General features: G+C 71.2%; 14 protein-coding genes. 11 read left to right on the top strand and 3 right to left on the bottom strand.

Features of this window, described 5'->3' with window-relative positions; all coding sequences use genetic code 11:
- Positions 1 to 12: 12 nt before the first annotated feature.
- From pdxR to IF22_RS0111025, 10 genes are all read left to right on the top strand, one after another.
- Positions 13 to 1,476: a MocR-like pyridoxine biosynthesis transcription factor PdxR gene (pdxR, locus tag IF22_RS0111070; RefSeq protein WP_051708325.1), complete on the top strand. Its 1,464-nt coding sequence runs from the start codon at positions 13 to 15 to the stop codon at positions 1,474 to 1,476.
- 1,351 nt (positions 1,477 to 2,827) lie between these two features.
- Complete coding sequence (locus IF22_RS0111065; RefSeq protein ID WP_209444531.1) at positions 2,828 to 3,601, top strand: hypothetical protein; 774 nt, start codon at positions 2,828 to 2,830, stop codon at positions 3,599 to 3,601.
- A 778-nt stretch (positions 3,602 to 4,379) separates the two neighbouring features.
- The gene (locus tag IF22_RS33710) at positions 4,380 to 5,219 is read left to right on the top strand and encodes an alpha/beta fold hydrolase (RefSeq protein WP_156057446.1); all 840 of its coding nucleotides are present in this window, start codon (positions 4,380 to 4,382) and stop codon (positions 5,217 to 5,219) included.
- The gene (locus IF22_RS33705; RefSeq protein WP_030330927.1) at positions 5,216 to 7,510 is read left to right on the top strand and encodes a caspase family protein; all 2,295 of its coding nucleotides are present in this window, start codon (positions 5,216 to 5,218) and stop codon (positions 7,508 to 7,510) included. Before IF22_RS33710 ends, IF22_RS33705 begins: the two co-directional genes overlap by 4 nt.
- Positions 7,507 to 16,563, top strand: coding sequence for a hypothetical protein (locus IF22_RS0111050; RefSeq protein WP_156057444.1), 9,057 nt, complete (start codon positions 7,507 to 7,509; stop codon positions 16,561 to 16,563). Before IF22_RS33705 ends, IF22_RS0111050 begins: the two co-directional genes overlap by 4 nt.
- Before the next feature lie 119 nt (positions 16,564 to 16,682).
- Complete coding sequence (locus tag IF22_RS0111045) at positions 16,683 to 17,210, top strand: DinB family protein (protein WP_209444530.1); 528 nt, start codon at positions 16,683 to 16,685, stop codon at positions 17,208 to 17,210.
- A 125-nt stretch (positions 17,211 to 17,335) separates the two neighbouring features.
- A complete protein-coding gene (locus IF22_RS0111040) occupies positions 17,336 to 18,220 on the top strand; it encodes a hypothetical protein (protein WP_030330922.1) in 885 nt (294 codons plus the stop codon).
- Positions 18,213 to 18,713: a SigE family RNA polymerase sigma factor gene (locus tag IF22_RS0111035; RefSeq protein WP_030330920.1), complete on the top strand. Its 501-nt coding sequence runs from the start codon at positions 18,213 to 18,215 to the stop codon at positions 18,711 to 18,713. The genes IF22_RS0111040 and IF22_RS0111035 overlap by 8 nt, the downstream gene beginning before the upstream one ends.
- A 215-nt stretch (positions 18,714 to 18,928) precedes the next feature.
- Positions 18,929 to 19,537 carry a hypothetical protein gene (locus IF22_RS0111030; protein ID WP_030330919.1) on the top strand — a complete coding sequence of 203 codons (609 nt, stop codon included), beginning with the start codon at positions 18,929 to 18,931 and terminating at the stop codon, positions 19,535 to 19,537.
- 49 nt (positions 19,538 to 19,586) lie between these two features.
- Positions 19,587 to 20,453 carry a serine hydrolase gene (locus IF22_RS0111025; protein WP_051708322.1) on the top strand — a complete coding sequence of 289 codons (867 nt, stop codon included), beginning with the start codon at positions 19,587 to 19,589 and terminating at the stop codon, positions 20,451 to 20,453.
- Between the two features lie 46 nt (positions 20,454 to 20,499).
- Here the strand turns inward: IF22_RS0111025 and IF22_RS0111020 are convergent, their stop codons facing one another.
- A complete protein-coding gene (locus IF22_RS0111020) occupies positions 20,500 to 21,594 on the bottom strand; it encodes a carboxypeptidase-like regulatory domain-containing protein (protein WP_081883784.1) in 1,095 nt (364 codons plus the stop codon).
- 232 nt (positions 21,595 to 21,826) lie between these two features.
- Here IF22_RS0111020 and IF22_RS0111015 point away from each other — a divergent pair, with 232 nt between their 5' ends.
- The gene (locus IF22_RS0111015; protein WP_030330914.1) at positions 21,827 to 22,234 is read left to right on the top strand and encodes a nitroreductase family deazaflavin-dependent oxidoreductase; all 408 of its coding nucleotides are present in this window, start codon (positions 21,827 to 21,829) and stop codon (positions 22,232 to 22,234) included.
- Between the two features lie 36 nt (positions 22,235 to 22,270).
- Here the strand turns inward: IF22_RS0111015 and IF22_RS0111010 are convergent, their stop codons facing one another.
- A complete protein-coding gene (locus IF22_RS0111010; RefSeq protein ID WP_245233599.1) occupies positions 22,271 to 22,756 on the bottom strand; it encodes a MarR family winged helix-turn-helix transcriptional regulator in 486 nt (161 codons plus the stop codon).
- A gap of 8 nt (positions 22,757 to 22,764) precedes the next feature.
- Positions 22,765 to 24,012, bottom strand: a complete 1,248-nt coding sequence (locus IF22_RS0111005) for an FAD-dependent oxidoreductase (protein WP_030330910.1) — start codon at positions 24,010 to 24,012, stop codon at positions 22,765 to 22,767.
- Between the last annotated feature and the right edge of the window lie 40 nt (positions 24,013 to 24,052).

The following is a 24,052-nucleotide window of genomic DNA, read 5'->3' as shown; positions in this document are numbered from 1 at the left end:
AGGTCCGATTCCATGGGGCGAATCAGGACCAATTCGAGCACCGCGGAGGACCTGCTCATCCATGTCGACCGGTCCGCCGCCGAACCGCTGCACCGGCAGATCGCCGCCTCCATCCGGGGCGGCATCCGGGCCGGCCGGTTGCGTCTCGGAACGTCACTGCCGCCCACCCGCACCGTCGCCGCCGATCTCGGCGTCGCCCGCGGCGTCGTCGTCGAGGCCTACCAGCAACTCGTCGCCGAGGGCTACCTCACCAGTCGGGCGGGCGGGTACACCCGGGTCGCGGTCGAGCCGGCCCCACCGACGGCAGGTCGGAGCGGCGCTGACCGACCGGCGGCACAGATCGACTTCGGGTACGGCCGCACCGACGTGTCGTCGTTCCCACGCGCCGCCTGGCTGCGTTCGGTGCGAACGGTCCTCACCACCACCCCGAACGAACGCTTCGCCTACCTCGACGGGCGTGGCGTACCCGAACTGCACGTCGCCCTGACCGACTACCTCAACCGGGTCCGCGGCACATCCGCCCGTCCGGAGAACGTCGTGATCTGCAGCGGCTACGGCCAAGGCGTCGCGCTGATACTCCAGGTGCTCGCGGCGCGCGGCGCGCGCAGGCTGGCCGTCGAGGACCCGTCCGCGGACGACGATGCCCGCCTCGTCGCGGCCGTGGCCGGCCTGGACGTGATCGGCGTCCCGGTCGGGCCAGACGGCCTCCTCGTCGAGGAGCTGGAACGGACCGACGCGGACGTCGTCGTGCTGACGCCCTCGCACCAGTGGCCCACCGGCGGCGTCCTGTCGGCCACCGCGCGGGCCCGGGTCATCGGCTGGGCGCAGCGCCGCGGCGCCGTGGTGATCGAGGACGACTACGACGCGGAGTACCGCTACGACCGGGCGCCCGTCGGCGCCATGCAGGGGCTGGCACCCGACACCGTCGTCTACTGCGGCACGGCGAGCAAGACCCTGGCGCCGGGGCTGCGCCTGGGATGGCTGCTCGCCCCGGCACACCTGGTCGACGAGATCACGGCGGCCAAGGTACGGGCCGACCGCGGTTCTCCCGTCATCGACCAACTGACCTTCGCCGACTTCCTCACCCGCGGCGAATTCGACAGGCACCTGCGGCGCATGCGCCCGGTCTACCGCCGCCGTCGCGACGCACTCCTGGCCGCGCTGCGCGCACGGCTACCCGAACTGGAGCCGGTCGGTGTCGCGGCGGGCCAACACGTCGTGACCTGGCTCCCGCAGGACCTCGACGAGGCGTCGGTCGTGGCCGCCGCCGCCCGGCGCGGACTGGTCGTGCAGGGCGTCTCCCGGTACCGCGTGAGCCCTGCCGGGCTCGGCGGGCTGATCTTCGGCTACGCCACCCTCACCGAACGCTCCATCGTCGACGGAGTGGAAGTCCTGGCCGACGCGATCGCAGAGGTCCGTGCCCAGGTCCGCCCTCAGGTGCCCGCCACCGACAGTGGCGCGGTCGCCGGTTCCTGAGCGAGGCGCGGTTTCCGGGTTAACGGACAGCGGCGAGGGCGGCGAGTCCGCCGGCAATGACGGGGCGCGGACCACCGGGATCGCGGCTGCCAGCGGGGTACCCGCGTAGATGCGGGCCCCTTCTACTGTGAGGACATGTGGTGGTATCTCCTGCTCGCTGGCATCGGGCTCGCCACGGGCGGCACAGTCCTGCTTCATCGGCGCAGACGCCGTCGGCCACAGACCGCCGAGGAGAAGGTGGCGGCGGCGCGGTCCGCCATGCGCGCGATACGGCGTAGATCGCCGCGCCCTGGTCGCGACATCTTCGAGCGGGGTCGAGGTGTCCCCGAGCGCTATTCCGCCGCCATCGCGGAGAACGCTGTCTATGGCGACGCGGCGAACTTCGATTCAGGTGGTGGCGCAGGGGGAACGCCCTGACCAGCGACGTGCCGCCGGACAGCGGATCACCGAGACGAAGTTCTCGCAGGCGCGGCAGCGGCCGGAACACGGTGGGGTTGTCGGAACGATTTCGCCGCAGGCCCGACAGTGGGCACCGGTCAGGTCTGGCGGGTGGTGACGGGCCGGCGTAGTTCGGTTACCAGCGACCGTACCCATGGCTGGCGCATGGTGGGTTCGCCGGTTATCGCGGCGGTAAGCCCGGCTCGCCCTTCGGGCGAGCGGCCGTAGGCGACGATGGCCACGGCTTCGGCGAGGGCGGCCAACGCTGCTGTCGGGGGAGCGGCCGACGAAGTAGAGGTCCGCGTCGGCGCTGCGGGCAAGGACCTTGGCGGCGCACTCGAGCAGGTCGGGTAGGAACCACAGATCGGGCTCGGGGACAGCGTCGAGGAGCGCGCCGAGCTGGGCCGGAGAGACAAGGTCCCACCGGAACGGACCCGTCGGTGGCGGTACTGCTGTCACAGCCGAGACCCTATCCGGCTGCGCACCTCCACCCCTTGGTCACCAGCGGTCGCCCATCGCAATCGCCCCACAGGACCACAACCACAGACGACTGTCGATGTTGCCCGAGCGGCCGCAGGTGTGCTGAAATGGCGACCATCGCTGCAGCGTGGGGGCAACCGCGCTGGGAACGGTCAGCGCGGGAGCAGCACAGTGCTGGCAGAGCGCCGCCCCGGCGGACGCGCGCCGCACCGCCGAACCATCTCCACGACGACGGGCAGATGTCCGCCGTACGTCAATGCGGCCACGTGTTCCCACCGGCACCGAGGCGTTCAACCTCCGACACGTCGGAGGCGTCCCTCGCGTCACGACGACGGACCCGAACCGGTGACGGGATGAGCAGCGATCGTGATGTCCGAAAGCACTGATCCGGCCCTGCCCGCGCAGTAGGGACCCAACGCCATGAAGGATGACCATGCGCCGTTCCCTCGCGGTGATCACCGCTGCCCTGATCCTCGGCACCACAGCCAGCAGTGTCCCGGCCGGCGCGTCGGGCGCCTCCCACCGCTCGTGCGCCGGTGGCCTGCTCTTCTGTGAAGACTTCGAGCGCCTGCCGCGAGGTGGCGCCAGCACGTTGGACTGGGGCGTCGACACCCGCAACGGCACGCTCACCGTCGAGCGTGCCCGCCACGGCAACCAGGTGTTGCACGTGCACACGGTCGACAACGGGCGGGCCTTCCTGCGGGTCGACGATTTCGCCGCGCCGGGCAACCGCTTCTATGGCCGGATGCGGCTGCGCGTCGATGCGTTCCCCACCGCCCCCGACTGGGCGCACTTCACGCTGGTGGAGGCGACCGGCACCGGTAGTGCGGAGGTCGTCCGGCCGGTCGGCGGCCAGTACGCGCCCACAGTCCCCGGCATCTTCTGGGGCGTGGGCGCCGACGGTGGCCCGACCGGCGACTGGACCAACTGGCGGGAGTCCGCCCCTGTTGCCGAGGACACCTGGCAGTGCTTCGAGTGGAAGCTCGACCCGACGGACAACCGCGTCACGGTGTGGATCGACGAGGTGGCGATCCCGGGGCTGAGCGCGTCGACGACCGATCACGGCGGCAACGACGTGCCCTTCGTCCTGCCGACGGTGAACACAGTGAAGATCGGCTGGCAGCTCTATCAGGGCGGCACCACACCACGCGACTTCGACCTCTGGATCGACGACATCGCGCTCTCCACCAAACGACTGGGCTGCTGACGTCGTTCGTCACCGGGGGCGTCGAGCATCTCACCGCCGGCGCCCCCCAGGACTGCCGTCGGCTTTCCGACTCACCTGCTCGGACGCTCACCGCTCCGGTCAACGTCGCTGCCTTTGTCAGGCACCGTCATCATCCGACGCGGCCCAACCGTGCCATCCGCGTCTCGCGCTGATGCGCGTGCACACGACTCCCACCTGCGACTACGTCAGGTGACGCCGGTGCCCGGCGGGTCAGACCGGCACGACGACCTGGACGGCCTGTGTGCCGTCGCCGGTCCAGTTGACCTCGAAATGGCCGTGACCTGCGCCCCGCCGGGACCGGTCATGGGGTCGAAAACATCGCCCAATCAGACGTTTCTATGCCGAGTCCCCTCCAATCACAATGGTTCCCTTGGACACGGGGGGTGATCGCCGCATGACAACTTTGATCTTCGTGCACGGTACGGGCGCGCGCACCTCACGGTACGAGCCCGTGCTCAAGAAGTTCGATGCGGCGATGCGAGACCGGTGTCCGGACACGACAGTCATCCCGTGTCTCTGGGGTGACCGGCTCGGCTCTCCGCCACCGGCCCCGCACAGGTCCATCCCCCGATACCGGCCGAGCACCACCGCACAGTCCCCGGTGTCCGGGTGGCCGACCGCCCGATGGACCATCCTGGACCTGGATCCCTTGCATGATGTCCGGGTCTGCGCGGCGGTCAGCGCTCGCACCCGTCCGGCGCCTCGCCTGCCGGGGCAGCTCAGTAACGCGGACCGCATCTCCCGTGCGGTGGCCCAGATGTCGCAGGCGACCACGCTGAACGAGGATCTGGTCGCGACCGGGCTCGCCGAGGGGTTCGACGTGGCGGTGGACTCGGTGCTGCGTTCGGCACCGGCCCGCGAGGCGATCGCCCAATCCCAGGGCGACGCCGCCTGGGGTGAGCTGGTCGACGCGCTGGCCGAAGCGATCATCGCGGAGACGCTGCGCCACCAGTCCACCACGACACGCCTGGTGCCCGCCGATCGGCGGCGGCTCGTCGAGTCGGTGATCGACGCCTTTCAAGGCGGTCAGCTCGGCGTACTGGGCACAGCGGCCAGGATCAGCGCGGAGCTCGCCATGCGGATGGGTGGCGCGTGGGCGCTCGACCACTGGCGCGGCTCGCTCAGTGACAGCGCCCACCCGTTCGTGGGCGACGTCCTGCGTTACCTCGCCCGCGGCGAAGCGATCCGGCGGCTCATCGCCGACTGCGTCCGGGACGCGGCCGGTCCGGTCGTCCTCGTGGGGCACAGCCTGGGCGGCATCGCGGCGCTGGACACGCTCGTCCTTCGGTCGCTGCCCGCTGTCGCGGCGCTCGTCACTGTCGGGTCGCAGGGGCCGCTCCTGCACGAGATGGGCGCACTGCCGAGTCTCGACGCCGGCGAGCCGCTGCCCGGCTCGGTGCCCCGCTGGCTCAACGTCCACCACCGGCGGGACCTCCTGTCCTACCTGGCCGAACCGATCTTCCCGGGGCGGGTGGAGGATGTCGAGATCGCCGGAAACGAGGTCATGCCGGAGGCCCACAGCGCCTACTTCGACCGGAAGGACTTCTACGACCTACTCGCGTCACTCGTCAAGGAGGTGGGGAGGGCCGCCCCATGACCACCGCGCCGGCTCTCGTACCCGGGGGCCTCTCCCAGCGGACGTTCGCACTCGTCGTCGGGGTGCAGGACTACCCGGATCTCGGCCCTGACTTCGCCCGCAAAGGCATCGCCGACGACGCCGTCGGCTTCGCCGAGGTCCTGTTGAGGTTCGGTGTTCCGGCGGCCAACATCCGGCTCCTGCTGTCGGCCGAGGAGATTCCGCCGATGCCGCACGGCCTGGAGGTCGCCGGTCCGGCAACGTCCGCCGCAGTTCGCGCGGAGATCCTCCGGTTGCCGCAGCACGACGGCGACCTGCTGTGGGTGTTCTGGGCGGGCCATGGTTGGTACGCCGACCTGCAGTCGCGTCTCCTCCTCGCCGACGCCACAGCGGCACACCAGATCAACATCAGCTTCGAGGAGTTGGTGACGCTCTGCGGCTCCGAGTTCCTGCCCGGCTTCGGCCGGCAGGTCTTCACCGTGGACGCGTGCCGCCTGCCGAACGCGCGGCTCCCGAGGGCCGAGTCGCTGCCGGAGAAGGACGAGGGCAAGAGCGAGTGCTGGCAGGCGATCATGTACGCGGCACCGCCCCGTCGCGCCGCCGGGTACTCGTACGGTGACCGTGGCGGGCTCTTCTCCCGTTCCCTGTTGGACGCGTTGAGGCGGGCCGACACGGCGGTGTGGCCCCCCTCGCTCGCCGACCTCTCGACCACGGTGCTGGCCGGGATGAAGGACCGGGGATCGTCCGACAGCGAGCCGACCACCTGCTACTTCAGCCCAGAGACCGGAGTGAACGAACCCGGCCGCCGGCTTGTCGCGGGCCCGGCGGCCGACGCCACCAAGGCCTACGAGCTGGCGGGGTACGTGATCCCGTCCGGCTGGTCGCCGGGTCGGCTGGTGCCGGGTTGCAGCGAGCGTACGGCGGTCCGGCTCGACCTGCGGTGGATCCTGGACCGGACACCGGCCCACGGCGTGGTGGCGGAGCCGTCGAATGCCGACCTGGCGACCGACCTGAACGACGCTGAGCTGGTGCTTCGGGAGCACTCCCGGATGACCGTCACGCAGCGTCGATGGCTCACCGTCGAGCCGGCGCGGTCGGGCGATCCATGGCGGCTGTCCGACGCCGACTCCGCGTTTCTCGACGCGGGCGGTCCTGACGAGGATCGCGCCTTCGTGCTCCGCGTCGACGTCGAGGTTGCCGCGGAGGGCCCGGACGCCGCGACGGCGAGCCTGTGCCGTGCCTGGATGGCGTACCTTCGGGACCGCTTCCCCGCGTCCTCGGTCGTGGTCGCCGTACGGGCCCCGACGCCGGTCGACGCCATGCTCACGGCACAGCGGTTGGCCGAGGTGCTGACCAGAGACGGGACCGGTTGGTTGACGGTGACCCGCTTCCGGCCGGGCGAGCGGCCGACCACCGCCACCCCGCTGCCGTCGGGCAGCACCCCCGCGACGCCGGTGCTGCCCGCTGTCGTGCACCGGCTGCGCCAGGAGGCCGTCCGACGCGGGCTGAAGCCCGTGCTCCCGCCGCTGCCCGGCCACGCCGGACCGGACCTTGACAGCGTTTCCCCTTCGCTGCTGGCCGATCTGGTGATCAGCGAGCTGGAGGACGGCGACGGCCGGGTGGCGGAAACCGACCTGATGTGTGCCGTCCGCGAGTTCCTGCCAGGCTGGTATCCGCAGTTCCTGACCGCTTCCGGCGCCCGGCGCACCGGCGCCGGCTGGGTTGCCGGGCTGACCGTGGCCTGCGCCTTCGACGCCGACGTTGGCAGGTGGCTGGACTCAATCGGTGATCGCCGGGTGGCACCGACCGACCTGCCCGCCCCGCTGACCGAATCGGTCGTCGAGGCGCTGGTGCTGGCGGCCCTCCGCGATCCGGCCGCGCGCCCGAAACTGCCCGGCTGGCGGTCCGCCTTCGCCGGCCGCGCCATAGCGGACCTGGTCCGGGTCATGGCCAGCCGCCCCGCCACCCCCGGCGACGGGGACGGCACGTCGTCGGCACCGACACCGGCCGAACTGAGCCGGGAAGCGGCACTTCTCACCGGGCGCATCGGCGTGGCCGCCGCGATCGTGCGCGCGGCCCGACCCGCGGACCGGCTGACCGACGCCTACATGGCTGCCCTGCGCGCCTGCCCGATGAGCGCGGATCTGATCGAGCTTCTGACCGGGCCGCCGGACGTGCCGTCCGCCGTGGCGATGGCGGTGGGACTGCGGCCGGTGGACCCCCGCACCGAACAGGTGCTCATTGACCGTATCGCCGAACTCAGACGCGTCCTTCACTACCTTCCGGCTCACCCCGACGGAGAGTGCGCATGATCGAGACCTGGTACTTCTGTTCGGCGGTGCACGCGTCGCCGCATCACGCGGAGGCGTTCATCTCCATCACGGAGGCGCTCACCTCGCGACACTCCGGCGCTGACCTGCTGAACGCGGCTCTGCGTCAGCTCGCCAACTGTGAACCGGCCATGCGCCGGTACGCCGCCCCGCAGGTGCTGGCCGTCGCCGTGCGGCCCGGTGTCGAACCGGGCACGGCGGCCCTGGCGCGCAGTGCGCTCGACGACACGCTGGCAGTGCTGGACGCATCGATCCGTACCGCGGTGGCGCAGGCGGTGGAAGCCATCTTCACGGCCCGGTCGGCCGAGACCGTCGCGGGTCACCTGTCGGAGGCGGCACGACGAGCGCTGGCGCGCGTGCGTCCCGGCCGCGCGGCGCACCCCTATCTCGACATCGAGAGCTTCAGCTCCGAGGTGGTGGTGCTCGCCGCCTGCGTCGAGGCGGCACGGCGCATCCCGGCGTCCGCGCGACTCGTGGTCGACGAGACGATCGGCAAGCTCAGCCGGGACGCGCTCGCCGGTCACTGCGGCCGCCGAGCGCAACTGCTCGCCGTGGAACTCGCCGCCATGGTCGGCGACGAGCTGATGAGCTCCGACGACGTCGTCACCCAACTCCTCGATCCGCGCATCGGCGCGGCGTTCCAGGAGCCGGACCTCCTTGCCGCGATCGCCCGACTCACCTTCGGATTCCCCGGGACGTCCGCTCCGGCCGGCCCGGCGCCCGGTGCGGCCGGCCTGATCTCGAACGAGGTCGTGACGCTGTCGCACCTCCGCCGGCTGCGGCGCGGGCGACCCGATCCGTCGACCGCGTCGGAGGTCCTGTCGCGGCTGGGACTGTCCGGTCAGCATCCGGCCACCATCGCCATGGTTCTCTGGCAGGCCGTCCTGGACGAGCTGTCGGCCGACATCGATCCGCAGGGGACGGCGGACGCGCTGGCGCACCGGTGGATCGCACCCCACCGGGAGATCAACAAGCCGATCCGGGTACGGATCCCGCTGCCGACCCACGAACTGAACGCGTGGCAGACGAGCGCGGCGTCGCTCGCCCGACTGCGGACCGGGAACGAGAAGCCGGTGGAGTTCATCGTCCGGTCCGGGCCCCTGCAACTGTCGAGCTGGTTCTCCGTCGCCGTGCTGTCGCCGTGGTTCAACCGCCAGAACAGCGCGTACAACGCCCGCTTCACCCGAGATCCGGACGAGCAGATCAGGGACTCACTGTTCCCGATGGGTGGTGACTCCGTCCTGCTGCTGCGGCTGATGCTCGCGGTGTGCACCGCCGTACGCCTGCTCCGCAGCGTCGAGGCCGGCCGGGCCGAACATCTCGCCGCACTCGTCCTGCACGCCGCGGACGTGCTGTCGGACACCCGGCACCGGGCCTTCCTGAGCGAGCTGGCGTACCGCCTGGAGTCGCCGAACCCCTCGATGTCCCTCCCGCTGGCCGGGCTGGCTCTGCACACCTACCGGGAATACGAGCGGGCCGGAGACGGCAGGTACCCCCAGATCGAGCCGTCGGTCTTCGCGGATCTGCTGCTCGCCGACCACCACGAGGAGGCGCTGCCACAGCAGGAGCGGTGGTTGCGCGGCCGACCGGGGGTGTCCCTGGTGACCGGCTGGATCGAGAACGCCCTCAGCGGAACGGTGCCGGACCTCGACACCGGTGGCCAGGGGCGATGGCGGCAGCCGGTGGCCGGTGGGCTCAGCCTCGCCGAGCGGGTCCTGATCCGCGCCGTCCAGATCCTTCCGCCATCGCTGACCAAGCGACCGGCAGCCCTGTTGCGGCTGCACTTCCGGCGTGCCGAAGAGGGCGACGCGCTGACGCCGTGGTACGAGCGCGACGTTCATCCGTCCCGCGTCTCGAACCAGTGGGAGGTCCTGGCCGTTCCGCCGCTCACTGCCGACGGCTGGCGACGCTACCCCAGTCTCGTCAACGATCGGCACGGCGTCCAGCTCGCCCTGCTGACCGAGCGTCTGGCGGCCCTCCTCACCGAGCCGGACGTGATCTCTGAGGCCGAGCGCACCGACTGGGTGGAGCAGTGGCGCACCGCGATCAACGCCGTGACCAAGGTGCGCGAGCTGTCCCGGCCGGTCCGGATGCGCCTGCTCGCCGCGCTCGCCCAGGGCATCGGGGGCCACTCCTGGCAGCGGTTGGTCCTCGAGGACATCATCGACACCGAGATCGAGTTCGGCCTCGGCACCCCACTCGACCGCTGGCTCATGTTCGACCGGCTCGGACCGAAGGCGGTGCTTCCGCCGTACCTGGCCGAGGCTCTCCGGCATCGTCTGCTTCGCGGCCTGTACCAGCGGCAGTCAGTGGACCAGCAGGAGCGCCTGCTCAACAACCCGTGGCAGTCACTCGGCGTTCGGCGGAGCAACGCGCTGCTGACCATGCTGATGCAGCGACTCGTCTTCGAGCTCGGTCCCGCCGACGTCGTCATCGGTGGGCACACGCTGTCCGACTTCGTCCTGCAACTGTGGCAGGACGCCCATCAGAACCTCCGCCTGACGGAGCTGAGCATCCCGGTGGACGAGGATGAGGGGGCACACGGCCTGGTCGACCCCCGGCTCCTCGCCGGGCTCACCGTCGACCCGGTGGACGGCGTGCTCCGGGTCCACTCGCGACGATCGCCGCAACTGCGGACCTTCTCGGGGGCGAGCGTCGAAGACCCGTTCCGGCTCTCGCCCGAGCAGTTCGGGCGCCTGCTCGGAAACGACCCCTCGTACGTCATCGGCATGGTCTGCGCGGCCAAGGACGGTCAGGTCTGGGTGAACTGCGGTCTGGCCGACCCGCTGGCGGTGCCGCCGCCGGTCGACGCCGTCCGGGTCGGCGACCAGGTGGCGGTTCCGCTGCGCCGGAGCATCGCCGGACCGGCGGCAGCGGGCCCGATCGAGCGGTTGGCCTCGTTGCCGGTCGTCGGCGACCTGCGGCCCGCGACGATCGAGCGGCCGGCCACCGGACGCCTCGTCGTCCGGGTGGCCGACGCCATGCCGTTCGATGTGGCGGCCCTTCCGCAGCAGGCGCGGCGGAGCTGGGATCCCGATCTCCTCGGTGAGCTGGAGGAGCTGCCGGTGGGCGAGTACCCGGCCCTCGCGCGATGGGAGGGCGAGCACTGGCTGCCCGTCGACCGTGAGTACGTCGAGTTCCTGGCGATACTCACCGGTCGCGGCGAACCGGCGCCGATCCGGCTGGTGGTGGTCGAGCTCGTCCGGCAGGGCCGCTCGATCCGGTTCTCGGCCGGCCCCGGCTGCAACGTGGTGCTGGACAACCAGGTCTGGGACGACGGTGACCGCGCGGACCTCCTCGCCGCCGTCCGCGAGGCCGCCGGTGACCCGTGCGGCCTTGTCGTGACGGCCGATCTGTACGGCGACGACGTCGGCGCGCCGCGACTGCGCCTGCGTCGGGAACCCGGCCGGCCGGCCGAGGATGCGCTCGACGTGCGCGCGTTGCGGTGGCGTGACCTGTTCCGGGACGGCTCGGACCACGAGGCGCGCCTCGTCGACGGCACGTGGCGGTTCGACCCCCGGTTGGCGGACCTTCCGGACGTCGTCGTCACCGGGCTCGACGCGCCCGGAACCCTGTGCCGCTTCACCCCCTCCGCCTGGGGGGAGGAACAGCAGCGGCGGCGGCAGGTCGCCGGGCGGGTCGTGCCGGCCCGTCATCTCAACCTGCCGGATCGGCCGGATCGGGAGCTCTTCGAACGGCTCGTCGATCTGGCCGACGGGCACGTCGTTCAACTCCGCACCACTGTGGCGGAACCGCAGTGGGGCATGCGGCGCGGCTACACCGTCGAGGGGATCGCGGTCGACGTGGAGGCGGAGTCGATCTGGCTCGGGCCGGTCTCCGCCCGACACCGGGTGCATCAGCGCCTGCGACAGAACCGTCAGTCCCAGGTCTGCGACGTGCGGACCTTCGAGTTGCCCACCGGTGACGGCGAGCCGGCGCCGGTACCCAACATCAACCTCACCGCGGGTCTCGCCGAGGCCGACCGGGAGGCTGGCGAGGACGCCCTGGTGCGGCAGCACGAGTTGCGCGGCATCGTGGTCGACGCGCCGATCACCCGGAGCCGGGCCGACGTCTACACGGTCCTGCTCGACCTCGGAGTCGACATCGCGGTCTGCTCTCTGCGCCGGGAGAACTTCGACCGCCCGCCGACCGACGTCGGCGCGATCGTGCGTGGCCGCCGTAGCCGGCACGGCTGGATCTTCACCGCGTACCGCCGGCGTATTCGCGTCCGGGCGGTCTGGGAGTACCAGAACGAGGTTCCTCCGTCGGACGCGATCGGCCTCGGCGTCGTGCAGTGGCGAGGACAGCGCAAGGCGCTGGCCCAGTCGACCAACCGGCCGGTCCTCTACCTGTACGACGACCTCTCCGCCACGGCGCATCTGCGACCGGTCGGAGCTAACGGCGAGGAACCCGCGCTGAGCGCTGGCACTGTCGAGATGTCCCGGGTCTACCCGGACCGCGACCGGCGTCGCATGGCGGTCCGGTATGCGGACCGGCGTGGATCGGCCGAGGTGCACGGTGAGACGCGCTACGTCCAAGCCGGTCCGTTCTCCCGGGTCGTCGGTGTCGACGTGGCGCTCGAGGACGTGGATCCGGGACATGTCGTGGTCCGGCGCAGCTTCAGCCTTTCCACCGGGGTCGCGCAGCAGCCAGCCGCCACCCCCGCTCCGGGGCAGTCGAGCACCGACGGTTACTACCGCTATCTCGCCGGTGAGCGCTCCCCGCTGACGGCGACGCTCAGCGGCTCCACGGTGACCCTGCAGACGGAGTGGACGGTGCCGACGCCCACCGGAGGGTCGACGTGGCAGATCCCGCTCGCCGAGGGCGAGGAGCCCTGGGTGGCCGTCGCGTACCGCAGCAACGATGTGCGGGTCGTTCTGCTGGAGTTGGCCGGCGGCGTGTTCGCCAGCTACCGGACCGCGCCCGCGCTCTCCATGGCGGAGTTCTTCCGGCACTTCCAGCGACAGGGCATCCGCCTCGGGATTCGTTCGGATCTGCGCGGGGCGCGGCTGCACTACGTCGACCGCCGGGAGACGGCGCAGGGGGTGATGCACCGGTTCGAGTGGGGCTACGGCCACACGCTGGAACTGAACGAGCAGGCCCTCACCATCGACGGCAGACCGGCGGCGGACAACGCCGTCTCCCTCTTCCACGGCGACTTCGTCACCGACGTCCTGATCGACCAGCGTGCCGGCACCCAGGACCTCGTCCTGGACATCCGGATGGAACACATCCGCTGGGGTTGGTACGCGCAGCTCCACCGGGAGGCCGCCAACCAGGTCATCCACCTCGCCGACATCGTCGCCGACCAGGACGGTGGCCGCCCGCGCATCAAGGCGCTGCACGTCCGCTGGCGCAAGCAACCCGCCGACGGCCCGGTCTACCGGGACACCCAGACGGTGGTGCTGCGCCGGTTGCGGCTGGCGCCGGAGGCCAGCCGCCGCATCACCGACGCCTGGCAGGCGGAACGGCGCGAGGCCCGGCCGGACCGCCCGAACCAGGCGCTCGTCCGGCTCGACGTCGACAAGTTCAGGCGCAGCGGTGGCGCGCAGGTCGAGTTCCACTTCATCAGTCCGACGTTCGACAACGGTGAGCTTCCGCAGGGATGCCGCCTGTTCCTGACCGCTGACGAGATCCGCCCGCTGCCCAACGACGTCGCCCTCACGCTGCGCGGTGGCGATCTCATCGGCGGCGGATCGCGGACGGGTTTCGAGGTCGCCGTGCTGCGCCGTGACTTCTCCCGCCGGCAGGCGCTCCTGCAGCACATCCACCGCAACGCCGAGCCGGGAACCCACCCGCTGCGTGGCGCCGTCTACCTCGTCAAGCTGACGCGCATTCATCCGGCTGACAATCGCGCCGAGGGCTCGATCGTGGGCGGCCCCGGACGCCCGCACGCCGCCCTGATGAGCCGGCTTGCCAACGACGAGACCCCGTGCTTCGCCACTGTCGTACGGCAGGGCGACCGGATCGAGTTCGAGGTGCGGCCGAACGTCGTGTTCCGTTTCAGCGCCGATGCCGTCGCCAACGCGGACGAGGCGCGCAACGGATCGATCGTCCGTCTGCTGCGCGGGCCAGACCGGTCACTCATGGTCCGTCAGGCGCTGCTCGGTGACGCGGCGTATCTGCCACGGGAGGGCCGGCCGGTCCAGCTGCTGCCGATGCAGAACCTGCTGAGCCGGCGCGATGACGGCGCGACAGCGCTCGGCCGGGGCTCGTACACCGTCGTCGGCCTCCCGTCGGTCATCGTGCCGGCCTCCCGTCGGGGGCGTACCCCGGACGCCCAGGCCCGGGAGCTGATCGCGACGCCACATCCGAAGCTGGGCGTCGTCCGGCGGGAAGCCCACAACTCCTACCACCTGGAGCGGATCGGCAGCGACGTTCGCGTGGGCATCCTGCGCCGCGAAGCCGATGGCACCCTGTCCGCCGCTGGCCGCGACGCCGACGGGGTCGCCTGGCGTACGCGGGTCCGTTGGGCCCAGGTGTCCTTCTTCGACCGTGGCGCGAATGGAATCCGGGAGTGGTGCGACAAGTCGTCCTGGGAGTATCACGACAGCACGACCGGGTACCGCCAGGGCGAGCGACTGGAGACGGTCACCACCGAGCGACTCAATCCGTCCGCCACGGTCTGGACCGACCCGGTGTTCCTCGGCAGCGGCGGGATGCTGCGGTACAGCGCTGACGAGCTACGGCAGTACGGTCTGCCCGCTACCGAACTGGTCGACGGCGGCGCCGGTCGGAAGGTCGGCCGCCCCCGTACCTACGCGGTGGGTGGCGTCACCCACCGCGGCGGCCGTCCGAGTGGCCTCTGGGTCGAGGTCGCTCCGGGCCGCCTCATCGAGGTCACCGGTCCCATGCTGTCCACACCGGACGGAAACAGCCTCGACGGTATGGACTGGTCGAGCTTCGCCCCCGGCGACCGCGTCACCCTGTCGGTGCAGCGGCACGATCCCACCGAGATCGGCGGCCTTGTGCTGCACGAGTGGATCGCCGGCCCCCGGGGCGCGCTGGGGCGGCGCGCGCTGCTGCCGATCGGGCAGACCGACACCGCCCGCCGCAGCGTACGGGTGGGGGTCGGGATCTGGTCGGCCACCCTGCCCACCGAGCCCGACGAGGCTCACCGGAAGGACTCCCTGGTCTGGCTCACCGACCGGAACGAGGTCACGTCGGCTGGCGAGAGACCTGTGGTCGGTCGCGGTGACACGGTCCTTCTCGAGGAGGGCGAGGCCGGCCTCAGCATCGTTGGCCTGCCGGATCGTGTCCCCGTGGCGGCCGGGAGCGACTCCATGGCGGGATGGCTCGTCGCGGCGTTGAAGGATCCGGCGGATCGTCGGGCGCTGTTCGAGCTGTGCGGGGGTGCTCTGCCGGTCACGGTCGAGGTGGTGGCCGGGACGACCATCCGCTTTTCGCGGCGCCGGCACGACCGCGACCTGAGCCCGGGTGAACTGACAGTGCTTCAGCCGCTCGGTGTGCTGCCGTCCGGTGAGCTTCTGCTGCGCCGGGGATTCCGGCTGGCTGTGGGTGCCGTCGGTGACCTCGTTCCGGGCCTTCCGCTTCCCCTGGTCGACCAGGCCATCCAGACGATCCGTCGCACGCGGCAACCGCTCTGGGCGTACGCCGACCGGTCGGCGGGAGTCCGGCTCGGGTTGCCCGACGAGCCGAGCCGACCCGCCGAGGAGATCACCGTCAGGCCGGTGGGAGTGATCGGCACCGGTGCCGACGCCGGCATCATCTGCCTCGAACGGCGCACGAACCGGCCCCGCTGGCTGCCCGCCACCGAGGTCGGCTGGACGCCACTGGACGCCGAGCACCTGCACCACTACCTGGGCCGACCGAACAGCCGGCAGCGACTGCGCGAGCTGTCCTGTCGGCTGCTGCCGGACGGCACCGTCTCGCTGGTCCGCACGGCGGCGAACCTGCAGCGCTTCGAACAGCTGAGGCTGGGCGACCCGCTCCGGGTGGAGGTGATCGGCGAGGAGGCGACCGAACGTCTGGCGGACGGACGGCACCGGTACATCGTCCGCGCGTACATGTCCGACATCCTGCTCGACATGCGGCTGGAAGGGTCGGCTCCTCCGCTGACCGCCGAGCCCCGCCTGTGCGAGGTCGACAGGCGTCTTCTGGACCGTGGTTCCCCACGAATCAGCGTCTGCGACCCCGACCGGCGTCACCTCGCTCTCGACCTGCCGGCGTGGCTGATCCCGCAGGCGCCGGACCGGTCATCCGCGGTGGATCCGTCGGCACGGGGCGAGTACCAGGCGTTGCTGGCCGGGGCGGGTGCCGTCGTACACGGGGACGCCGGGCCCAGTGAGGACCACCAGGCTTCCCTCGGGCGCTGGCTCGCGAGCGACGCAGCGGCGGCCTTCGGGCTGGGCGCACCCCGGGACATCGAGCTGGCGCCCGCGGTGGCAGCCGCGCTGCTGCTCGACGCAATGCGCGGGCACCCGTCGGTCGGGGCGACCGCCGCGGCCGCGGCCGTCCACCTGTGCCGCCAGTTGGCGCTGCGGGCGATCCGGTCCCGGCACCTCGAGCCGCTCCTGCACGACTGGATCGGTGACCCGGACACGGCGGTCAAGACCGACCTGTGGCGGCGGTTGGATCAGGTGAATCTGGGCCCGGTGCTCAAACCGGCCGATTTCCGGACCATCAAGGACGTGCAACGAGGCATTCGGGCCCGAACCGCCCTCCGGCCGGACCAGGCGCTCAGCATCGTCATGGAGAGTCTCGCCGCGAGCGCCGGCGCGCACGTCAGCTATGACGAGATCGAGGGGTACGAGGGCGTACTGGGCAGCGTCGCCGCGCTGGGCCGGCCGCTGGCGCCGTCGCCGGGGCAGGTGACGGCGCAGCGGGAGCTTCTCCCGGCGCAACGGGACGCGCTCGGGCGGGTGTTGTGGGGATCGGTGCAGCGATGGCATGGCCTGACGCTGCTTCCGGTCCCGCCGATCGTGCAGGATCCGGACTGCGCCCGCAGTGCGCAACTGCTCGAGGGTCTTGTGGGGGTGATACCGGCAGCGGAACCACCGGCCAGCCAGGTGTGACGGGCTGAGCCCGTCCGCCACGACGCTTCCGATCGACATGCCGTGCCTGTCGATCGGAAGAATGTCGCCCCGGGTTGTTAGCGTGCCGCATTCGCCGGCGGGAGGGCGGACGAGGTGCCGTGCCAGCCGTCATCATGCTGACCAGAAAGGGCGTGGACCGGGTGGACGACGCTGAGAAGAACGCACTGTTGATGTTCCTGGAGGCGCAACGTTCCAGTGTTCTCGCGATTGTTGACGGCCTTGACCTCGACGCTCTGACCACCGCGGTGCTGCCCTCAGGTTGGACGCCGCTGGGTCTCGTGGAGCACCTCGGCTACGCCGAGCGACACTGGTTCCAGGAGATCGCCACCGGCTCCGTCGAGCCGCTGGCCTGGCCCGACGACGACCACACGCCCCTGACCACCCCACGGCCACCGTCGGTGGTCTTCGCGTTCTACCGGGCACAGTGCGAGCGTTCCAACACCGTCGTTGCCACGACGCCACTGTCCGCGCCGGTGCGCGGGCGTCATCCCGGTTGGCTCGGCGACGAGGTCACCGACCTGCGGCGCATCATCCTTCACATGATCGAGGAGACCGCACGCCATGCCGGTCACCTCGACGTCGTGCGCGAGCTGATCGATGGAAAGACGGGGCTCGGACCTCGATAGCAGTTCCCCCTCGACCGTCGCCGAAAAATTTTCTGGGAAAGGCGGTAACCAAATCAGCTGACCAACCCGTCTGGTCAGCGACGGATCACCACAGCGGGTGGTCGGCCGGGGGAGGGGTTCGGGACATGGGTGACGTCCGTGTGCGTTTCACTGACGATTTGGCCCGGCACCCCGCCCCGCCGTTGGGTGATCTGGTTCAGCAGTCGATGGTCCAGGGCCGCCGGCTGCGCCGTCGGCGCCGCCTGGCACAGTTCGGCGCGGGCGGCTCGGCGCTGGTGATGGTGCTGGTGGTCGGGCTGGCTGTCGGGCCGTTCGGCGTCGGCGCGAATGACGTCGGTCCACCAGGCGGCGCGGCCGGTGGCTCGCCGGCCAGGCCGGTCGGCTCCGCCCCGCCGTCCCCGGTTCAGCGCTCCGATGGGCCGCCGGGTCTGATGGGCGTCGACGACGAGGGGCGGGCGAACCCCTTCCGGGCGGGCCTGCCGACTTCCTCGACCACGGTGATCGGCACCGTGCGGATCGGCGTGGTACCGGACGGTGACCTGCTGCCCACCACACCGCAGGGGGCCCTGGAACTGCTCACCCGGCTGCTGCCCGAGGGCAAGACCAGCGGTTACGCGAGTCTGCAGGGCAGTGGGGCGGGCCCCAGCACGCCGTACGTGCAGCTCTACCTGGATCGGGGCGCTGGCCCGGGGATGCTGCGGCTCTCCGTCTACCAGGGCGGCCTCGGCGGCAACCCGGCCCCGGGGACGGTGGAGCTGACCGAAGTGCCCGACAACTGCGTACAGAACAAGATGGTCACGGTGCATCACCCCGATGGCGTCCAGGTCAATCTGATGATCTCGACGTGTGTGGACTGGGGCGCCAAGGGGACCTTGCCGGCACGACCCGTCCTGTCCGTGGACGAGGCGACCGCTGTCGCCGCGAGCCCGATGTGGGGGACGAAACTGCCGGCGGAGTTCGTCGTCACCGGTTCCAAGAGGTTCCCGTCGCTGGCCCGGTCGAATGGCTGACGAGGACTTCGTCGAGTTCGCGCAGGCTGCCGCTGGCCGCCTGCGCGACGCGGCGTTCCTGATGTGCCGCGACTGGCATCTCGCCCAGGACCTCACCCAGACGACGCTGGCCAAGGTGTACGCCAACTGGCGACGGGTCCGCCGCGCCGACGACCCGCACGCGTACGCCCGCAAGGTGCTGCTGCGGTGCCTGATCGACCAGCAGCGTCGTCGCTCCAGCCGTGAGTTGGCGATGTCGGCTCCGCCGGACCGGGGCGAGGAACATCCGGCCGAGCTGCGCATGACGCTGCTGGACGCGGTCGCCACCCTGCCGTTGCGGGATCGGGCGATCATCGTGCTGCGCTACTGGGACGACCTGAGTGTGGAGACAGTCGCCGAGGTCGTGGGCGTCTCCGCCGCGGTGGTCAAGAGCCAGAGCATGCGCTCGCTCAGTCGTCTGCGCGAGGTGCTCGGCGAGACCCGGGCCGAGCTGTTCGCCGAGGAACGGCATTGATCGGTCCGGCTGCGGCCGACGTGCGACGGATCCCGCTGGTGCCGGGCCGCGCCTGTCGTACGGCGGCGAATGACCCACCACGCGCGGTCGTCACGAACGCGACCCACGGTGGCGAACATCTGTGTTGGGGGAGGTCCATGGTGTCCGTATCGAGCAGCGGGAGGGGCCGAGGCCGGCCTCGCGGCGAGGGCCGCGGCTCGGCCGCTGTCGTCCCGGTGATCCTGACCGCGTTGGTGCTGAGCGCCGCGGGGTGTCATCGGGGGGAGCCCGGCGTCGGCCCCGCTGGGCGGCACACCGCGAACGCGGAACCGGGCGGCTCGGGCATGCTGCTGGGGGCCGGCGAGCTGGGTTCGGACTGGCGCGAGGACGACGCGCGAACCGGTCTGCCGCCCTGGCCGTGGGAGCAGGACAACTGCCCCAGCTATCAGAGCAGCGACTACCCGGCCAAGTCGCATCGGCGCGCGGCCGTGCAGCGCTACTACCGGCCGTCTGACGGCTCGTCGCAGGCCCATCACGTCGTGGAGACGTACGAGCCGGGATGGGCCGAGCGGAATGTCGACGATGTCCGTCGCGTCCTGCTGCGGTGCGCGAGCTACCTGGCGTTCGGCTCGCGGGTCGCGTTCGACGTCGTCGATCCGCAGTATCTCGACGGCACCGGCATGCTCATTCGAGGTCGCATCGCGCGTGCCGACGCCCGGACCACCGTCAGGTGGTTCGTGATGCTGAGACGAGGCGAGACGGTTTCGACGGTCAGCGTGCCCGATCCGGGCAGCCGGGCCGCGGTGGACGTCATCGCGGCGAGGGTGGTGGCCCGCCTTGGCTGAGCGGAAAGGCCGGCAACTGCCGCGCCGGTGGGTTGTCTCCACTGTCGCCATGTCTCTCGCCGGTGTGGCGACGGCCGCCTTCGGCGCCACTCGCGATCGCCTCGGCGACCACCCCGGCCCGTCAGTCGGTCCTTCCCCTGCCAGTCCGATCCCCACCACACCGGCCGTCGACCGGGTCGCCGAGGCGAGGACGCGCATCGAGGCCTACGTGGACCGCTTCGACGGCCACCTGGCGGTCGCGGCACTGGACCGGCAGGGAACGGCTGCGGTGACGGCGGGCACCAAACGCTTCGAGACCGCCAGCATCGTCAAGGTCAACATTCTGGCGGCCCTGCTGCTGCGTCAGCGACCGCCGGGCAAAACCCTGGGGGCGAACACCCGGCGATTGGCCGAGGACATGATCGTGTCCAGTGACAACGATGCGGCGGTGGCCCTGTGGCAGCGAATCGAGGGCTCGCGCGGCCTGACCGCCGCGAACCGCGCGTTCGGTCTGCGGGAGACCAAGCCCAACTCGCACTGGGGGCTCACCACGACGACGGCCGCCGACCAGCTCCGTCTCCTGACCGCGCTGACCTCGCCGACCGGACCGCTGACCCCGCAGGACCGTACCTTCATCATGGGCCTCATGACGAAGGTGATCCCCGAGCAGCGATGGGGGATCACCGCCGCCCGAGAGCCGGGCAATCGTTCCGTCTACGTCAAGAACGGCTGGGACACCGCTGACGTCGACGGAGGTCGTTGGTTGGTCAACAGCATCGGACGGATCGTCGAGGCCCGTCATGACTGGCTGATCGCGGTGCTCTCCGACCATCACGTGAGCCAGAAGGCCGGCGTCCGGGTTGTCGAGAAGGCCGCCACGTACGTGCTCAAGGAGCTGCGTGCCGCCACTGCCGACGATGGCCCTGCACAGGGGTAGGCCACCTCACCTGGCACGCCGACGGGGTGACGGAGAGCGCGGTTCCTCAGCCTCGGTAGCCGTTCTGCTGGGTGCCACCCGACGGGGGAGGGCCGTACGAGCCCGGGAACCCGCCGCCGACGGGCCCGATGCGCAGCACCGCCGTCGGAGCGTCGGCCATGCTCCCACCGGTCGGCGTCAGCAACTCGGTCGTCGCCGGCGTACCCGCCTCCGGTGCGTTCCTCCGACGCATCACGACCAGTACGAGCGCGCCCAGGCCGGCGGCGACGAGTAGGCCGCCGAGGAGGAAGAACGGCGACGTACCGCCTGCCTCGTCGCTGACGGCCTTGAACGTCGGTGGCGCAGCCTCCGGGGTGCCGTCGCCCGCCGCCGCGACCGGGCTCGCCTCCGCAGCGGGCGACGGGGACGCCTTGGTGGGCGCTGCCTCCACGGCGAGGGTCAGCCGCACGGTCGCGACGTCACCGGCGCTGCCCCGTACGGTCGTGCGAGCGGTGCGGTAGCCGTCCTTGGTCGCGCGGACAGTGATGGACCCGGCGGCGATCGTCTTGCTGGCGCTCGACGTGATCGAGAACTGGCCGCTGGAGCTGCTGGTCGTCCGGTATTCGTGCCCGGCGCTGTCCTGGATGGTCAGGGCCACGCCGCCGATCGCCTTACCGTCGGCGTCGCGGACCCGGCCGGAGACCCCACGCACGCCGGCCGCCGGCTTGTTCTCGCCCGACGACGCCGCACCCGGGCCGTGGACGTAGACCATCTTGTGGGCGTAACTGTTCTGCCCGGCAAGACGCACACCGACCGAGATGTTGAGGCCGGTGATCTCACCTGGGCGAGCGTCGGGGGCGACGAGCGTCGTGTCGAACGTCTGACTCCGGCCGGGCCCGAGGTTCGGTTCCACCCGGCATCCGGAGGTGCATCGCAGGCCGCCGCCGATCACCACGATGGCCGTCTCGGCCTTGCGTCCGTTGTTGGTGACCCGGTAGCGCAGGCGCACCGTGTCGTTGGGTTTCACGTTCTCCGCCGACACGCTCAGGATGCTGACGGTCTCCGGGGCCGCCGTCGCGGGTGCCGCCGACACGGCGAGCGTCCCGCCGGTCAGCGTGATCAGTGCGGCCACGGTCCAGCGGAGACGTAAGCGCGTCGTCACTTCCCACCACCTTCTGTACAGCGAGCAACCCCGTCGATGGCACCGCGGGCCACTATGCCCTGTCCGGAACGGGTTGCGCGACCTACCCCCGACGGCAGGGCCGGGAGACGCTGCCCGGTGCCACGTCCGCACCTGTTGTGAGCCAGCGCCCTGCGTTGTCGCCGTGCCAAGCCCGGCCGAGACTGTCAGTATCGTGGTTTGTGGAGCCGGTCCGCGTGAGCGAGGAGAAGGCATGAGTGACTGGAACGACAAGATCATCGCCGAGTTTCGCGCCAACGATGGGCAGGTTGGCGGCCAGTTCGCGGGCGCGCCGCTGCTGCTGTTGCACACGGTCGGTGCCAAAAGCGGCCAGCCTCGGGTGAACCCGATGATGTACCAGAAGGTGGATGGCGGCTACGCCGTGTTCGCGTCCAAGGGCGGTGCGCCCAGCAATCCGGACTGGTACTACAACCTGCTCGCCAATCCGCGGGCCCAGGCGGAGATCGGCACGGACAAGGTCGAGTTGGTAGCCAGGGTGGCCACCGGGGACGAGCGCGAACGGATCTGGAGTGCGCAGAAGGCCGCGTACCCCGGCTTCGCCGACTACGAGCGGAAGACCGCCCGCCAGATCCCCGTCGTCGTACTGGAACCCGCGCCATAGCCGACCCCGGTCACCCCACCCGCGACCATCAGGGCTTCACCGGGCGTGACCGGGCAGATCGCCGCGCAGGCGGTCCAACTCGGCGAGGTACATCGCCTGCATGCGGTTGTAGTGCCGGACCAGCAGTTGGACCTCCTCGGCGCTGTAGCCCTCGATGAGCCATTCCGCCCGCTCGGCGAACCGCTCGTACGGTCGCTCCAACTCGGCGACCCGGTCCGGCCGCAGGGTGACGATCACCCGCCGCCGGTCGGCCGGGTCGCGCTCGGTCGTCACGTAGCCGGCCTGCTGGAGCCGGCGGAGCATGCTGGTCACCGCCCCGGTGGTGAGGTTGGTCCGTTCGGCCACCTGCCCCGCGGTGGCGGATCCGACGTCCGCCAGGTGGTCCAGGCATTCCAGGTCGCTCACGGTGAGGCCGAGCCGCTCCGCGATGGCGTACCGGAACACCATGGACAGCCGCGACATCTCCCGCCCGGCGCGCATCAGCTCGGCGATCGCGGAGGCGGGGGCCGGCTCGTGAGGCATGCCCGCAATCATGCCTCCGGTACGGTGACCCGGTGCAGCCGAGGTAACACGCGGGTCAGCACCCAGTGCGGTGCGGCCGCGCCCCCGGTGAGGCGGCGCATCAACCCGGCGGCGGTGTCGACGGCGCGGAACGCGTAGGGCACCATCTCGTCCTGGTAGCCGGCGATCGCCTCCTCCACCGACGCGCCGCCGGAGCGGGCCTCGACCAGCTTGCGGCCGAGCAGGGCGGCGTCGCGAAGCGCGGTGTTGCCGCCGTGTGCGCCGAACGGCGGCATGACGTGCACGGCGTCGCCCATCATCGTCGCGCGGGGCACCGCCCACCGGCGTGGGCGACGGCCGGTGGCGAAGAGGTTGAGCACCGTGGCGTCCAGCTCGGCGGTGCCGACCAGCCGTCGGATGACCGGGTGGAAGTCCACGCTCCTCTGGGAGGCCAGCCTCCACAGCGCCAGCAGGTCCCCGCGGCTGTCGACGGGCACCTCCTGCTGCTGGAGCAGCAGTCCCCACATGACGTAGTCGTAGCCGGTGGGCGCGTAGTTGCCCGGGGCCAGGCGCCCGAACGCCTCCTGGGGGCTCTCGCCGAACCGCATGGAGGTGAAGAAGAAGGCGCGGCCCGGCCGGTCGGCGAGGGCCAGGACCCCGCTGGTACGCAGCGCCTCCGGGATGACGCTCTCGCCGTTTCGGTGGAGGGGCGACCGGCCGTAGATGCCCGCCATCGGGGTGTTCACCGGGTCCGCGTCCGGCATGAGCTGTGGGCGTAAGGCCGAGCCGACGCCGTCCGCGCCCACGACGACAGTTGCCGCGGCGGCCCCGCCGTCGGAGAACCGCAGCCGCAGCCCCGCCGGGCCGCCGGTGTCGACGGCGACGGCGTCCTTGCCGTAGTGGATGCGCCCGTTCAGCCCGGACTGCAGGATCGACCGCAGGGTCAGCCGGTCGACCTGGCGGGTCGCGTGCGGCTCGTCCTTGAAGGTGATGGTGAACGCGTCACGCAGCCGGCTGTCGGTGAAGCGCAGGTGCCCGCCGGGTTCGTCGCCGGTGGCCAGCGCCAGCTGGTACAGCGCGCGCGGCAGGCTTTCGCGCAGCGCCTGCAGCCCGTGCCGGTCGAGAATGATGCGGTAGCCCTGCCGCCGGACGAAGGGGCCCGCGTCCCGCTCGTAGACGTGCACGTCGATGCCGGCGCGCATCAGGTACTGGGCGAGGCAGAGGCCGGAGAGGCCGGCGCCGGCGATTGCCACCGAGAAGTCAGTCGATGTGCCCATGCAATTATCTTAATGACTAAGATGATTTGGGCAAGGGCCC

The organism is Micromonospora parva (genome assembly GCF_000718515.1).
Lineage (GTDB): Bacteria > Actinomycetota > Actinomycetes > Mycobacteriales > Micromonosporaceae > Micromonospora > Micromonospora parva.
This window is presented reverse-complemented; position numbering and strand designations above follow the sequence as displayed.

Bases quoted from the DNA above. Each gene is read 5' to 3' on its own strand.
- IF22_RS0111040 (WP_030330922.1), top strand. From the start codon at position 17,336: ATGGGTGACGTCCGTGTGCGTTTCACTGACGATTTGGCCCGGCACCCC.
- IF22_RS0111065 (WP_209444531.1), top strand. From the start codon at position 2,828: ATGCGCCGTTCCCTCGCGGTGATCACCGCTGCCCTGATCCTCGGCACC.
- IF22_RS33710 (WP_156057446.1), top strand. From the start codon at position 4,380: ATGTCGCAGGCGACCACGCTGAACGAGGATCTGGTCGCGACCGGGCTC.
- pdxR (WP_051708325.1), top strand. From the start codon at position 13: ATGGGGCGAATCAGGACCAATTCGAGCACCGCGGAGGACCTGCTCATC.
- IF22_RS33705 (WP_030330927.1), top strand. From the start codon at position 5,216: ATGACCACCGCGCCGGCTCTCGTACCCGGGGGCCTCTCCCAGCGGACG.
- IF22_RS0111005 (WP_030330910.1), bottom strand. From the start codon at position 24,012: ATGGGCACATCGACTGACTTCTCGGTGGCAATCGCCGGCGCCGGCCTC.
- IF22_RS0111015 (WP_030330914.1), top strand. From the start codon at position 21,827: ATGAGTGACTGGAACGACAAGATCATCGCCGAGTTTCGCGCCAACGAT.
- IF22_RS0111050 (WP_156057444.1), top strand. From the start codon at position 7,507: ATGATCGAGACCTGGTACTTCTGTTCGGCGGTGCACGCGTCGCCGCAT.
- IF22_RS0111035 (WP_030330920.1), top strand. From the start codon at position 18,213: ATGGCTGACGAGGACTTCGTCGAGTTCGCGCAGGCTGCCGCTGGCCGC.
- IF22_RS0111025 (WP_051708322.1), top strand. From the start codon at position 19,587: ATGTCTCTCGCCGGTGTGGCGACGGCCGCCTTCGGCGCCACTCGCGAT.
- IF22_RS0111010 (WP_245233599.1), bottom strand. From the start codon at position 22,756: ATGCCTCACGAGCCGGCCCCCGCCTCCGCGATCGCCGAGCTGATGCGC.